9 protein-coding genes and 2 pseudogenes are annotated in these 14,348 nt (G+C 45.2%); 4 read left to right on the forward strand and 7 right to left on the reverse strand.

Features of this window, described 5'->3' with window-relative positions:
• The first annotated feature begins 102 nt into the window (after positions 1-102).
• The 3 genes and pseudogenes from LO777_RS21135 (at position 103) to LO777_RS14520 (ending at position 4,791) form a co-directional block, all read left to right on the forward strand.
• A pseudogene (locus LO777_RS21135) lies at positions 103-1,880 on the forward strand (FAD-dependent oxidoreductase).
• A complete protein-coding gene (locus LO777_RS14515) occupies positions 1,877-3,742 on the forward strand; it encodes a 2-oxoacid:acceptor oxidoreductase subunit alpha (protein WP_228854596.1) in 1,866 nt (621 codons plus the stop codon). Before LO777_RS21135 ends, LO777_RS14515 begins: the two are co-directional and overlap by 4 nt.
• A complete protein-coding gene (locus LO777_RS14520; RefSeq protein WP_228854597.1) occupies positions 3,739-4,791 on the forward strand; it encodes a 2-oxoacid:ferredoxin oxidoreductase subunit beta in 1,053 nt (350 codons plus the stop codon). The genes LO777_RS14515 and LO777_RS14520 overlap by 4 nt, the downstream gene beginning before the upstream one ends.
• Positions 4,792-5,065: 274 nt before the next feature.
• On the opposite strand, the gene LO777_RS14525 is transcribed toward LO777_RS14520, so the two are convergent.
• Entirely contained in the window at positions 5,066-5,722 is a 657-nt protein-coding gene (locus LO777_RS14525; RefSeq protein WP_228854598.1) for a PEP-CTERM sorting domain-containing protein, read from the reverse strand.
• A 177-nt stretch (positions 5,723-5,899) separates the two neighbouring features.
• Between LO777_RS14525 and LO777_RS14530 the strand changes: the two genes are divergently transcribed.
• Positions 5,900-6,049 carry a transposase gene (locus tag LO777_RS14530; protein WP_407929152.1) on the forward strand — a complete coding sequence of 50 codons (150 nt, stop codon included), beginning with the start codon at positions 5,900-5,902 and terminating at the stop codon, positions 6,047-6,049.
• A gap of 576 nt (positions 6,050-6,625) precedes the next feature.
• Here LO777_RS14530 and LO777_RS21380 read toward each other — a convergent pair.
• The 6 genes and pseudogenes from LO777_RS21380 to LO777_RS14560 form a co-directional block, all read right to left on the reverse strand.
• Positions 6,626-6,718, reverse strand: a pseudogene (locus tag LO777_RS21380) (IS3 family transposase); the annotation flags it as partial.
• Positions 6,719-6,755: 37 nt separating this feature from the next.
• Complete coding sequence (locus LO777_RS14540; RefSeq protein ID WP_228854599.1) at positions 6,756-9,074, reverse strand: PAS domain-containing hybrid sensor histidine kinase/response regulator; 2,319 nt, start codon at positions 9,072-9,074, stop codon at positions 6,756-6,758.
• A gap of 128 nt (positions 9,075-9,202) precedes the next feature.
• Positions 9,203-9,601 (reverse strand): YkgJ family cysteine cluster protein, encoded by a 399-nt coding sequence (locus tag LO777_RS14545; protein WP_228854600.1) that lies wholly within the window; start codon positions 9,599-9,601, stop codon positions 9,203-9,205.
• A gap of 70 nt (positions 9,602-9,671) precedes the next feature.
• The gene (locus LO777_RS14550) at positions 9,672-10,697 is read right to left on the reverse strand and encodes a histone deacetylase family protein (RefSeq protein WP_228854601.1); all 1,026 of its coding nucleotides are present in this window, start codon (positions 10,695-10,697) and stop codon (positions 9,672-9,674) included.
• On the reverse strand, positions 10,690-11,259 hold the full coding sequence (locus tag LO777_RS14555) for a GNAT family N-acetyltransferase (RefSeq protein WP_228854602.1): 570 nt from the start codon (positions 11,257-11,259) through the stop codon (positions 10,690-10,692). The genes LO777_RS14550 and LO777_RS14555 overlap by 8 nt, the downstream gene beginning before the upstream one ends.
• 10 nt (positions 11,260-11,269) lie before the next feature.
• Positions 11,270-14,344 (reverse strand): methyl-accepting chemotaxis protein, encoded by a 3,075-nt coding sequence (locus tag LO777_RS14560; RefSeq protein WP_228854603.1) that lies wholly within the window; start codon positions 14,342-14,344, stop codon positions 11,270-11,272.
• Between the last annotated feature and the right edge of the window lie 4 nt (positions 14,345-14,348).

Raw genomic sequence — 14,348 nt, forward strand, 5'->3', positions numbered from 1 at the left:
TCCATCGAACACTCATGGATTCATGATATACTAAAAAAGACAGGTTTATTTCGATCGGGCCGATCTCTTCAGCGACCCGCAATTACTGTTAGAGGAGTCATTTTGAAACCGACAGACATCTCTCACCCCGAGTACTTCCACAAGGTCATTGACTGCCAGTTTGCCTGCCCGGCCCATACTCCGGTTCCTGAATATATCCGTCTTATCAGCCATGGTAAATATGACGAAGCCTTTGCCATCAACTGGCAGTCCAATGTCTTCCCCGGCATCCTTGGAAGAATCTGCGATCGTCCCTGTGAACCGGCATGCCGGCGTTCCCGGGTTGAAGAAACTCCAGTTGCCATCTGCCGCCTGAAAAGGGTTGCCGCTGACCATAAAAATCCAGAAACCAGCTTCACCCCGAAAATTCCTGCAGTAAAAAACGGCAAAAAAATAGGGCTTATCGGAGGTGGTCCGGCTTCTCTGACGGTTGCCCGGGATCTCCTGCAGCTCGGCTACAGTGTCGATCTTTATGACGATCAGTCAAAGGCAGGTGGTTTCGTCCGCACCCAAGTCCCCTCCTTCAGATTGCCCGAAAAAGTGCTCAACGAGGAAGTGGGTCGCATTCTGGACATGGGGGTCAACACAATTCTCAATACTTACGTGGACAGTCTGCAGGCAATTCTGGACAAAAATTACGATGCTGTTTTTATCGGAACGGGTGCTCCCAGGGGCAGGGATCTCCCTGATATCCCGGGGAGAAAGGAGGGAGACGAGTCAATCTTTATAGGCATTGACTGGCTTGCCGGAGTGCTCTATCGGCATATCACCCGGGTTCCCGAAAAAGTAATAGTCCTGGGGGCGGCAATACAGCCATGGATTGCTGCAGAACGGCAAGGCGAATGGGTGGCATGGATGTCAAGGTATTTGTCAGAAGCCCGCGTAAAGACATGAAGGCCTCACCCTGGGAAATTGAAGATGCCGAAGCGGAATCCATTCCCATCATCGACAATCACTCTCCCCTCGAATTTGTTGTCAAAAACGGAAAACTTGCCGGAATGCTTTTTGACAGAGTAAAGGCAACTTATGATGACAACGGTAAAAGAAAACTTTTCTCCACGGGAGAACCGCCTGTATTCGTTGAGTGCGACCTTGTCCTCCTGGCCGTGGGTCAACAGAACGCCTTTCCCTGGATAGAAGACTCAACCGGCATCAAAATGAATGACAGGGGGCTGCCTGTTGTGGATAAAATGACCCACCAGTCTACTGTTCCCCATGTTTTTTTTGGTGGAGACGCAGCTTTTGGCCCCAGAAATGTCATCACCGCCGTGGCCCACGGTCATGCGGCGGCCATCTCCATCGACCTGTTCTGCCGGGGCAGAGATCTATACGACAGACCGGGTCCGAAAACGGCCTTGATTGAACAGAAAATGGACATGCACGACTGGCTATACGACAGCCAGGTATCTGAAGACAGGAGATTTACCGTGCCAACTGTGGACAGGGTTAAATCATTGCAGGACAGGCTGCTGGAAGTGGAACTGGGCTATGATCGAAAAAAAGGCCACAAGGAAGCCATGCGCTGTCTGAACTGTGATGTGCAGACCGTTTTCGACCATTCAACCTGTATTGAGTGTGACGGTTGTGTGGATGTATGCCCCGTCTCATGTATCAATTTCACGGAAAACGGAGAAGAGGAAAACTTGAGAGGCCGCCTTCTGGCTCCAGCAGACAATCTTGACCAACCACTTTATGTCTCGAAGGAACTCCCCACGGGCAGGGTAATGGTCAAGGATGAAAACGTCTGCCTGCACTGTGGACTCTGTGCCGAAAGATGTCCCACCGCTTCATGGGAAATGAAAAAATACACCTATACTTCACCTATGGCCGGTCAGAAATGAAAACAGTCAAAAAAATAAGCAAAATAAACGATTTTGTTATCCGGTTCTGCAATGTCAACGGTTCCGGTTCCGCCAGTGCGAATAATCTTTTTGCCAGGGCCATCTTTCGCCTCGGCATACCGGTCAGCCCGAAAAACATCTTTCCGTCGAACATCCAGGGACTGCCCACCTGGTACGAAGTCCGGGTCAACGAAGACGGATTTTTAGGACGACGGGGAGGAATAGACATGGCTGTGGCCGTCAACGGCCAGACCCTCTTCAAAGATTACCAGGAACTGCTGCCCGGTGGTTATTTCCTCTACGACTCCACCCGGGAGCTGCCGGAAAACTTTACCCGCACTGATATAACCCCCATCGGCATCCCCCTCACCTCCCTGTGCAACGAAGCCTTCAGCAATCCAAAGCTTCGGCAGCTGCTGAAAAACATCATCTACGTGGGTTCACTCTCCTACCTGCTGGATATCGAATTTGATGTTCTGACGGATTCAATAAAAAAACAGTTCCAAAAAAAACCGAAACTGGCTGACCCCAATATTCTTGCCCTGGAAATCGGCTTTGCTTACGCCGAAAAACATTACAGAAACAGTTGTGAGCTTTCCGTTCGCAGAAGCAATAAACTCAACGGTGATATAATGATGAGCGGCAACTCCGCCTTTGGCTTGGGAGCGGTTTACGCAGGTGCAACCGTTGTCGGCTGGTATCCCATTACACCGTCCACCTCGGTTGTGGAAGCCTTTGAACGTTATGCTAACCGGTTCAGGGTTGAAGAAGACACAGGCAGGCACAAGGTTGCCATAATCCAGGCAGAGGATGAGCTGGCGGCCATAGGTATCGTCATCGGTGCCTCCTGGAACGGGGCCAGGGCCTTTACCGCCACCTCCGGTCCCGGGATTTCCCTGATGAGCGAATTTCTCGGCCTTGCCTATTTTGCCGAAATCCCGGTAGTCCTCATCGACGTTCAACGAACCGGCCCCTCCACCGGCATGCCAACCAGGACCCAGCAATCGGACCTGCTGGCTTGTGCCTACGCCTCCCACGGTGACACCAAAAATGTGCTGCTCTTCCCCTGTGATCCCAAGGAATGTTTTGAGCTGGGGGCCGACGCTTTTGATCTGGCAGAACGGTTGCAGACACCGGTCATAATCATGAGTGATCTTGATCTCGGTATGAATGACCACGTCAGCGCCCCCATGGAATGGAAAGAGGGACGAAAATATGACAGGGGCAAGGTTCTCACCGCTGAAGATCTGGAAAACATGCAGGAGAAATGGGGCCGCTACCTGGATGTTGATGGAGACGGTATCTGCTACCGTACCTTTCCTGGAACCCATCCCACCAAAGGTGCCTATTTCACCAGGGGAACATCACATAATGAATATTCGGCCTATACCGAAGAGAGTAGCGATTACGAAGCCAATATGAAACGCCTGTTGGTCAAATGGGAAACGGCCCGGGGTCTTGTCCCGGCTCCCCGGACAAAGATCAATGACCCCGCCTGCAAGACAGGCCTTATCTTTTTCGGCACATCCACCCACTCCACCTATGAGGCCATCAGCAGGCTCGCGAAAGAAGGAAGGGTATGCAACAGCCTGCGCATCCGCGCTTTTCCCTTCCATGAAGAAGTTCTTGAGTTTATTGAACGCCATGAAATACTTTTTGTCATCGAACAGAACAGGGATGCACAGATGCGCACTCTGCTCATCAACGAATGCGGAACCTGCAGGGATAAACTGCAGTCCATTCTCAATATTGACGGTCTGCCGATAACAGCAAATTTCATAACAGAATGCATCCGCAATGCTTCTCTGCATAATACGGTAGAACCATTCCCGAAGCAGTACAGTACCGGAGAAAAATCATGAGTTACAGACGCCCGGGTTTTCGCCATCCGAAACAACCAAAAAATGACGCAGGATATACCCGTGCCGATTACGAGGGTGCCATTTCAACCCTGTGCGCCGGCTGCGGTCATGACTCTACAACAAACGCCATTATCCAGGCCTGCTTTGAGCTCAATATCGAACCTCACCGGGTCGTAAAAATCTCAGGCATCGGTTGTTCCTCCAAAACACCCGCCTATTTTCTTGGTCGCTCACACGGATTCAATTCCGTCCATGGCAGAATGCCGTCCATCGCAACCGGTGCCAATATGGCCAACAGGGATCTGCTCTATATCGGCATCTCCGGAGACGGCGACACCGCCTCCATCGGTATGGGTCAGTTCGCCCATGCCCTGCGCCGAAACCTGAACCTGAACTATATCTGTATGAATAACGGCTGCTACGGACTGACCAAGGGTCAGGATTCCGCCACGGCTGACCGGGGATCATCCGGAAAACGGGGCGTTCCCAACCCTTATGAATCCATTGATCTCTGCGAACTGGCCATCGAGCTGGGGGCCAGTTTTGTGGCCCGTGGTTTTTCCGGTGACAAACGCCAGCTTGTCCCTTTACTGAAGGCCGCCATGGCTCACTCCGGTCTTGCCTTTGTCGACGTGATCTCCCCCTGTGTCACCTTCAACAACACCAGCAGTTCAACCAAAAGCTACCAGTATGTTCGCGAGCATATCGAAGCCACAAACACCTTTGACTTCGTCCCCCTTCAGCAGGAAATCCTCACCCATTACGAGGAAGGAACAAGCCAGGAAGTCGTCATGCATGACGGCTCCATCATCCACCTCCATAAAGCCGATTCCAGCAAGGATGTGACCAACCGGCTGAAATCTGTCAACAACCTGGAAAGAGAAAAGGAAAAGGGCAGGCTCCTCACCGGTATTCTCTATATAAATCCGGACATCAAGGAAACCCATGATATCATCAATTCCACTCTCCGTCCCCTGAACAGTCTGACAGAAGAAGACCTCTGCCCCGGCAGCGCGGCCCTGGAAGAGATCAACGCTTCCCTGCGGTAGGGTCCATAACCGCAGTCCCTTTTATTTTAAAAAGAAAAAACTATATCAAAACTCGCTGGCTACAGGGTGCCTTGAAAAATTAGGATTTTCGTTTGAGGTCAAGGAACAGGAAAATTAAAAAGCGCAACATATTAGCCACATGTGAGCATTTTTCATTTTCTTGTGACGCAGAGATCGGGCGAAAAGGCAATTTTTCAGGGTAGCCTACAATTGAAAAAGGCGGCCTCACCTGAAGTGGGGCCGCCTTTGATACGGAAAACTGGTAATGAAAAAATTATTTCTTGCCCTGCTGCCTGCGCAGACCAACAAGACCGGCCAGGCCGGCACCGAACAGCAGCATGGTGGCCGGTTCCGGGACGGGATTCTGGGTAGGAACATTAATATAAGCGTAACGATCTTGATAATCAGGTACGTAAACGGGAGTATCAGGAGAAGAATACACTATCGATCCGGTATCAATGGTGAAACTTTGAATATAAGAAGAATTAATTCCCCAATTATCATCGGCATGCACCCACCACGTTTGTCCACCTGTCATTAAAAACTGAGAGGTAATATCCACTGAACCGAAATGTCCTTCTGGGTCCGTGCTACCTCCCCCAGTATGATCCCACGCCAACTGAACTATCCAGTCCGGGGAAGAAATATCTCCTACGCCAATAAAAATATCGTAATCATCATAAAATGGGTTTCCTCCACCCATTTCAAATGAAGCTATAACATCCGCACTCGCAACCCCGACCATACCCGCCAAAAACAACCCTGTAACCAAACCAACCAACAATTTTTTCTTCATTCCATCCCCCTTTTCTTGATCTTGTTTCGATCTCTTTTTGATTTTCTCTACACAACATACATTTTCATTCTCCCTTAATATGCAAACTATGGTCCAATTGCGAAATAAAAATGCAAAAAAAATGACCATGTCCATATCATCATGAATTCACAAGATATTTTTCATCATAAGCCAATCGCTCGACCTCTCGTGTCTCCATGATGACCGGCTCTGTGTTTCCGAAAACCTGAACCAACTGCGGTTAACCCCAATTTTCGATACCCCCTTAAGTGGGCATCTGTATGCGAAAAACGGTATTAAAAAGGGATGCGGATGAAGAGAAAAAGAAGATCGTTTTCGGAGATGTTTAAAGCTAAGGTTGCCATTGAGACTATCAAAGGTATCAAGACAATATCACAACTTGCAACAGAATATAAAGTTCATCCAAACCAAATCTCATCCTGGATAAACAACTGCTGTTGAACGCTGAAGAACTTTTTGCTACCGGCAAGAGGCAAAAATGCTAAAAGGAAAGAAGGCGTGAATAAGATCTATTTTTCAAAAGGTCGAGGCCTGTCAGCAAAAGATATGTGCCGCAGCAACAGAGTTTTCAAGTAGGTGTTATTCTCCCCCGTTCCTTTTTAAGTAATTACCGTTACCGCCAACACCTGTTTTTCCGCAATTGGGGAATATTTTCCGCTTATCCGGCAAATGTTTGACAGGATTTCAACTCGTTAACCATCAACCAGTGATTCTTTCCGGCAAATTTTCACACCATAGACACAAAACAGTTCATGCGAATATCCACATTCACCCCTGACAAAAAAACAGAAAACGTGAACATGGAGTCAATACGCTACTAGGTGTGATATGCTTGACAGTGTCAAGAAAAAACAACATTCCTATCAGGAGCAGTAAAGCTTTCCAGGAAATTCACTATCCCTGGATATTATCAGAGACGGAATCAGTTTAGCGACGGTTGTTTACGCTGATATTCACTGGTTGGTTTGAGCTGGTCAAGTAAACGTGGAAATTTTTTAAAGCGACTTTTTGTAAAGTCAGTTTTTTCTCAAATTCCATCGGAGTCAAGTACTTCAAATACGAATGGCGCCTTTGGCTGTTATAGAATATCTCAATATAATCTATGATGCTGCCTTTTGCCTGAACAGGCGGTCCGATCTGCGGCAGATTATTTTAAACTTTTTCCCAACGCCTTCCGGATAACTTTAGCCAGGGTATATTTATCAACAGGTTTCGTGACATATTCACAGATGCCGAACGATCTGACCGTCATCTCATTAATTGCTTCACTGAAACCTGTACACAAAATAACCGGTAAGCCAGGTTGCAGATCGAGCAGTTTCCCGGCCAGATCGATTCCCGTCATTTCCGGCATAGTCATATCAGTAATAACTAGATCGAACATCTCAGGATTGCTCTTAAAGACCTCCCACGCTTCAACACTGCTGGAAAAAAAAGATACTGAGTAACCAAGGCTCTTCAGCATACGCTGCATCAATTGGCCGAGAACCTGTTCATCATCAACAATCAACAACCGCTCATTCCCCTTTGGAATATCCTCAGATACCAGATGTACAGCTTGAAAACACTCTTCGTCAATTATGGGAAGATATATATGGAAAGTGGTTCCCTGGTCCAGCTCACTCGAAACAGTGATTTCCCCTTTATGCTGTTTAATAATTCCATGAACCACAGCCAGGCCCAAACCAGTTCCCTCTCCTTTTTTTTTGGTAGTGAAAAACGGATCAAAGACCTTTGACAGAGTCACTTCATCCATTCCACATCCAGTATCACTGACTTCAAGATCCAGATACACTCCTGCTTTTAATTGCGGACAATCAACAATATCATTGTCTCCGGTAACTTCAATTTCAGATAGTGCAACTTGCAATTTTCCTGTATGATGACCGATTGCATGCTTGGCGTTAGTACAGAGGTTCATTAATACCTGATGCAGTTGGGTGGAATCCACTAAAATCGGTCGGCAATCTGTTGCAACGTTTTCCTGGAGCTCGATAGTTGCAGGCAAAGTCGATCGCAACAACTTGAGAACTTCTTTAATGATTAAATGAGCCTTAAACGGTTTAAAATCACCCTCTTCCTGACGACTGAACGTCAAAATCTGTTTTACAAGATCCGTTGCCCTGTAGCCCGACTGGATAACCCGATCCAGATCTTTACCCACAGGATCATCTGCAGATAATTGAGCTCTTGCCATTTCACTATATCCGAGAATGGCCGAAAGAATATTATTAAAATCATGAGCAATACCACCGGCAAGAGTACCAATTGCCTCCATCTTCACTGCCTGCCTCAGCTGCTTTTCAAGTGATTTTTCGCGACTCACATCACGCTTTACCGCTACAAAATTAGTAATCCTGCCCTCATTATCCTTAACAGGTGTAAAAGTAGCTTCTTCTTCATAGGAAGAACCGTCTTTTTTTACGTTAATAAGAGAACCACTCCATGTTTGCCCTCCATGAAGTGCACTACACATTTTTTCAAAGCTTTTCGTATTTTGATCACCATGGCTTAAAAAACAGCAATTTTGCCCAATAGCTTCCTCACAGGTAAAACCAGTTGTTTTTTCAAACGCAGGATTGACATACTGGATATTTCCTTGACTATCACTGATCATTATAATCTCAGAGACCTGATCAATAGCCGCTGCCAGCCGCAACCGTCCAATTTCTGATTTTTTCAAATCACTTATATCTTTGGCTACATGAATAATATACTCGAGCTTGCTCTGGTCATCTAAAATTGGTGCAGCTGAAACTAGAAACGTTTTGTCTAGTTTTTCATGGTATATTTCTCCACTGCAGGGAAAAAAATGTTTTTTTGTATCGATAAGCGGGCAATCCCTACAAACAGTATCATCATTGCGAAACAGTGAAAAACAATGGTGGCCGACAATCTCATTCCAGGACTTCCCCAAAGTGCTTGAAGCTGCCTGATTTGCCCGGATTATGGTAAGATTTCTATCTTGAATAGTCACAATATCCGGCATTGCATCAAAGGTTCGTTCCCATTCTTTTTTGCTTTTTATCAGTTCCTGTTTCATCTTTTTACGCTCAGTTATATCCTGGGCTATAAACGTTTCTCCTGCAGACCAATTCTCTTGATCAAAGGGAGTAAAACTCAGATGAATATCGATAACAGCACCATCTTTCCGTTTGAATTGCGTGTCAACGGCACCTGCGCCTCTCGCTTTTAGCTGCTGATCTTTTTCTAAACTGACCCGGTCAAACTCTTCTTTATCTGGAAAGAGCATACAGGCGTTTTTCCCTTCCAGTTCGTCTCTTGTATATCCGGTAATTCCGGTTACCTTCTCATTAGTCCAATGAATAACACCATCCACAACAAAACCTATACCCACAGGTGCCGACAATGCTATTGATTGAAAAAAATCTTTATTTTTCTTCCTGGGCAGACAATCTGTTAACTGTTTTCCCGCAAGTTTGGAAACTGTTTGCTTTCTATCCATATTTTACCACCAATTAATGAGAATCCAATTTTCCAGTTCATTGAATCTTGCAGAGTTAATTATCAGATAATAACACGACCTGATCGCTTATTGTTCAATGATATCTTCGCTAAGATTTATGTCTTGATCTACCCTAACAGACTGATAGCATTATCTCCAAAAAGTGTAAGAAAACTCTCATCTGCCAGATTGCAGCGAAATCCCTGACAGGAAAGAGGTCGATAATGGTAAATTTTACAAAAATACAGATCGTTCCGTTGCTCCAGAAAAACACAACCCTTATCATCGGGATGAATCATATAAACCCTGCCTTTTTCCTTGTTTTCTTCTATGAGTTGCGCCAGCGGTTTCTCCCGAAGTTCTTTTAAAGTAGCATCAACACCAACATGTCCTCCCATTTTTTTAATATATGCCACCTCATCTCCTTGAAGCAGGACTTTTTTATATTTTTTACAGCAGGTACCACATTGTCGACAATCCTGCAAAATGGTTTTGAGCACCACGTCATCAAGCTCTATCTTTCCCATAATTAGTTGTAATATCAGAGTAAAAATGTTACACGAATAAAAAGGGGTTACAGTTCTTGCGAAGAAAGTATTAAATTGTCCAGTGACGATGGAGAGGATGACCATCAAGAATCATTTCCGCCCGCGGGACAGAAAGAATCCCAGGCCTGATAATTTCACTTCTTGTCATGGCATCAATAGTTGCAAGTACCGAATCTTTCAAAGAAACAGGATTATACCCACCCTCTAGAACATAGAGGAGACGATTTTCGCAATTTTCAGCAGCATGACGTCGCAGGATATGGGTAATCAAACCATACCACTCCGTACTCAAAAACGTACCACTGATATTATCGTCAACGTGGGCATCAAAACCGGCTGAAACCAATATAAATTGAGGAAGATACTGTTCCGCCACCCCTTGAAGCAACTGTCCGAGCAGGCAAGTATATTCCTGATCACCAAATTGAGGATGAATCGGGATATTTATGGTATATCCCACCCCTTCCTCACTCCCTGTTTCCGTTGAAGGACCAGTGAAAGGGAATATACCCCTCTGGTGAATTGAGCAGAGCAGAACTTCATTTGTGTCATAGAATATTTCCTGAGTACCGTTGGCGTGGTGAATATCAAAATCGAGAATAAGAATACGTTTAAGACCATACTGCCTGCGGAGATATTCTGCTGTCAGGGCAACATTATTAAAAATACAGAAGCCCATCCCTCTTCCTCCCATAGCATGGTGGCCAGGAGGACGAACCAGAGCGAAACCGTAATCAATATTTCCCGCCATGATTTGATCAGCAAGACTGAAACACCCTCCCGCGGCTAGTTGAGCGGTAGGTACGGATTCCTCCATGAGATAGGTATCACGGTCATAGGTAAAAGGATCGTTTTTTACAGCATGTTCCCGTAATTGTTCCATATAAAACGGTGAATGCAGCATACCTATTTCACCACTGGTTGCTTCCCGTGGTTGAATATGAACAATGGATGTATTGGTATTGTGCTGCAATTGCAGATAAAGACTGCGAACCCGGTCAGGATTTTCAGCAGAGGAGGCGGAAATCGAATGGTGTAAATATCTGTTGTCAAAAACCAGGCCAAGCTTATTCATAGTGATATTGGTAGATGGGCTGCGAATGATACTGGTCTGAAGTCAATCTGAAGAGATGGCCCGTCCTTTTTTCCTGCTGATCATCATAAACCAGGGATTCGACAAGCTCGAATCCCAGTTTTTGAAGACAGCGCTGCTGGGCTATATTGTCTATATCAGTATACATTTCAATAACTTCCACCGAAAGTCGATCAAAAAGATGCATAATAAGGAATTTTTGTATTTCGGTACCATACCCCTTACCACGCTCTTCAGGTAGAGCTACTTTTAAAGCCATAGTGATGGAATTTTTCCCGGCCGCAGGCTGGCGCCAATAATGAACTGTTCCAATTGGCAATTCTCTGTCTTTTATAGAAACTAAAAACATTTTTTCCAACTCACCCCAAAAACCACCAGAGTTAATCTGCGTCCGCATTTGTTCAATATCATAGTTTTCAGGGTTCAAATACGACCCGCAGGCAATTTTTGACCGACTCCAGGTAACTATAGTCTGAAGATCATCTTCCCTGATTTTTGACAAAATCAGCCTGCGGGTAAAAAGTCTGTCTCCAAATAAACTCATATCATCTTATCTACATTGAGCTGACTGCTATATTCAATTCCTTGCTGGAGGAAGCAAGCTTATTCAGCGCCTCAATTGTTCCATCAATGGACAAGTTAACCATTTTGGTAGATTCTTGATTTTCCTGGGAGGAATTCACCACGCTGCTGAGTTGCTCCTTAACATTTTGCCCATTATCACTGAGAATATCTGCTTTTTTATCCAGCTCTTCAACAGAATTTGAAATGGTAACAATACCGGTTGAGATTTTTTCCATAGCCTCAAGAGCAGTCTCAATCACCTCGCTGCCATCCCCAAGCATTTTCATTCCATCCTTCATTGCCACGATGGTTTCTTTGGACTCATGTTCAACTTTTTTGACAATATTGGCAATATCCACTGCCGATTTTGATGAATTTTCTGCCAATTTACGAATCTCATCGGCAACCACTGCAAATCCGCGCCCTGCATCACCAGCCCGGGCTGCTTCAATAGCCGCATTGAATGCCAAAAGGTTAGTCTGGGAGGCTATTTCCTTTATGATATCAACAAATCCACCTATTTTTTCGAGTTGATTCACTAGATTACCCACCATCTTATTGGATCCTTCCATTGATGTATTAATTGCCACCATCTTCTTCTCCGCATCCGCACCGGCCTTTTTACCCTGTTCCGCATCTTTTGCAACACCGGCAGCCATTTCACTGGATTTGGTTGTAAGGTCTACCATTTCTTTTGTAAATCCAAGCATATTGTCCAAAGTAATAGAGGAATCGTCAAGCAACCTGACTTCTTTGTCAATCAGTTTACTCATGGCTTCCATGTTGTTGGTTGCCTCATCCATTTTCGCAAGAGAATCAGAAACAAGAGTCTCCACCTCAGAAGATGCCGTATTAATCAGTTGCGCCACCTTTGCCTCCGAGGTCACATCAACCATATATTCCAGACCTCCTTTAATATTACCTTTTGCATCCTTTATGGAAACACTGGTAACATTAACCGGAATATCCCTGCCACCAATATGAGCAGTAGTCTGTTCCGTGATTGTCGTGTTGCCACTGATTGCCCGTTGAACCAAACAATGTTCAGTATTGCAGATATCAGTACCAAAAAGATCAGAACACCTTTTCCCCATGGCCTCTTCCACGGTCATTCCCGCAATAGCGGCGCCGGCAGGATTGATATAAGTAATTTTATAGTCCAAATTTACCGAATGGATGGGATTGGGAATAACGTTGAGGTTTTCAATTTTTTCATTGGCTTCCTGCCTCTGTTTTGCTTCTTCGGTAATATCAAGAATAAATTCCAGACCTCCCTTAATATTACCCTTGGCATCTCTGATAGGAGCACCAGTATATTTAATGGGTACGATTACACCATCCTGCGGACGGGCAATAGTTTCTTCATTGACGATTTGATCTTCACGCATGGCACGCCCAACTGCACATTTTTCTGTCTGACAATGTGCAGTTTTGAAAAGCTCGTAGCATTTTTTACCTATAGCTTCATCAGGAGTAAGCCCGACCAGACCTGCCCCGGCTGGATTCATGAAAGTTACATTAAATCCAGTATCAACCGACATAATGGGAGTTGGAATAGCGTTCAGATTTTCAATTTTTTCATCAGCATCCTGTTTCTGTTTTGCCTCTTCTGTAATATCCAGGATATATTCCAGAGCACCTTTTATATTTCCCTTGGCATCCTTAATGGGTGAACCGGTATATTTTATCGGTATTATCACGCCTTCTGCCGGTCGGGCAATAGTATTGTCAGTAACAACCGCATCTGTCTTCATGGCCCTGGCACAGGCACATTTTTCCGTCTTACAATGGGGTGTCTTAAAAAGATCAAAACACTTTTTACCCACCACCTCATCCGGCGTCATGCCGACAACTGCTGCTCCTGCCGGATTCATAAACGTCACATTGTAGTCAATGTCAATCGACATGATAGGAGTCGGGATTGTATTGAGGTTGTTTATCTTCTCTTCTGCTGCCTGCTTCTGCTGGGCCTCTTCCGTAACATCAAGAATATATTCCAGAGCACCTTTTATATTTCCCTTGGCATCCTTAATGGGTGAACCGGTATATTTTATCGGTATTATCACGCCTTCTGCCGGTCGGGCAATAGTATTGTCAGTAACAACCGCATCCGTCTTCATGGCCCTGGCACAGGCACATTTTTCCGTCTTACAATGGGGTGTCTTAAAAAGATCAAAACACTTTTTACCCACCACCTCATCCGGCGTCATGCCGACAACTGCTGCTCCTGCCGGATTCATAAACGTCACATTGTAGTCAATGTCAATCGACATGATAGGGGTCGGGATTGTATTGAGGTTGTTTATCTTCTCTTCTGCTGCCTGCTTCTGCTGGGCCTCTTCCGTAACATCGAGAATATATTCAAGAGCTCCTTTTATATTTCCTTTGGCATCTTTTATTGGTGCACCGGTATATTTTATAGGAATAATGATCCCGTCAGCAGGCCTGGCAATTGTCTGATCCGAAATAACTGAATCAGTTTTCATGGCCCTGTTACAGGCACACTTTTCTGTTTTACAATGGGGTGTTTTAAAAAGATCGTAACATTTTGTACCTATAACCTCATCCGGATTTTTCCCCACCACTGCAGCTCCGGCAGGATTCATGAAAGTGACAGTAAATTTATCATCAATTTCCATGATAGGTGTAGGAATTACATTCAGATCTGTTTCCATCTGCTGCAACCTGGAATGCAGGACTTTTTCCTTTGTGATATCGTTTAAGCTCACCAAAGTTCCGCTGTTTTCCGGTAATGGATTTGCCCGGGAAGTAAACCAGCTTACGTCACTGCCATTATTTGCATGCAACACCTCTGTTTCCACACCTTTCTTCAAACGTTTAGCTCTATTGGCCGGACAATTTTTCGTGCCACAAAGTTGTGAGGGACACGTCTCTTCACACGTAAGCTTACCGATAACCTGAGATTTTTTAAGATGGAATTCTTCTAAAAAAGCATCATTAGTCCAGGTAATAATCATATCATCATTCACGATATAACTCGGATCCATTAATAGAGACAAATAAGACTCACCAGCTAGAATGTGTTGTGCTGCAGCAGTGACCATAGAA

The organism is Desulfomarina profundi (assembly GCF_019703855.1).
In the GTDB taxonomy this organism is placed as follows: domain Bacteria; phylum Desulfobacterota; class Desulfobulbia; order Desulfobulbales; family Desulfocapsaceae; genus Desulfomarina; species Desulfomarina profundi.

Coding starts and splice junctions, on each gene's coding strand:
- LO777_RS14515 (WP_228854596.1), top strand. CDS start 1,877: ATGAAAACAGTCAAAAAAATAAGCAAAATAAACGATTTTGTTATCCGG.
- LO777_RS14520 (WP_228854597.1), top strand. CDS start 3,739: ATGAGTTACAGACGCCCGGGTTTTCGCCATCCGAAACAACCAAAAAAT.
- LO777_RS14525 (WP_228854598.1), bottom strand. CDS start 5,722: ATGGACATGGTCATTTTTTTTGCATTTTTATTTCGCAATTGGACCATA.
- LO777_RS14530 (WP_407929152.1), top strand. CDS start 5,900: ATGAAGAGAAAAAGAAGATCGTTTTCGGAGATGTTTAAAGCTAAGGTT.
- LO777_RS14540 (WP_228854599.1), bottom strand. CDS start 9,074: ATGGATAGAAAGCAAACAGTTTCCAAACTTGCGGGAAAACAGTTAACA.
- LO777_RS14545 (WP_228854600.1), bottom strand. CDS start 9,601: ATGGGAAAGATAGAGCTTGATGACGTGGTGCTCAAAACCATTTTGCAG.
- LO777_RS14550 (WP_228854601.1), bottom strand. CDS start 10,697: ATGAATAAGCTTGGCCTGGTTTTTGACAACAGATATTTACACCATTCG.
- LO777_RS14555 (WP_228854602.1), bottom strand. CDS start 11,259: ATGAGTTTATTTGGAGACAGACTTTTTACCCGCAGGCTGATTTTGTCA.
- LO777_RS14560 (WP_228854603.1), bottom strand. CDS start 14,344: ATGGTCACTGCTGCAGCACAACACATTCTAGCTGGTGAGTCTTATTTG.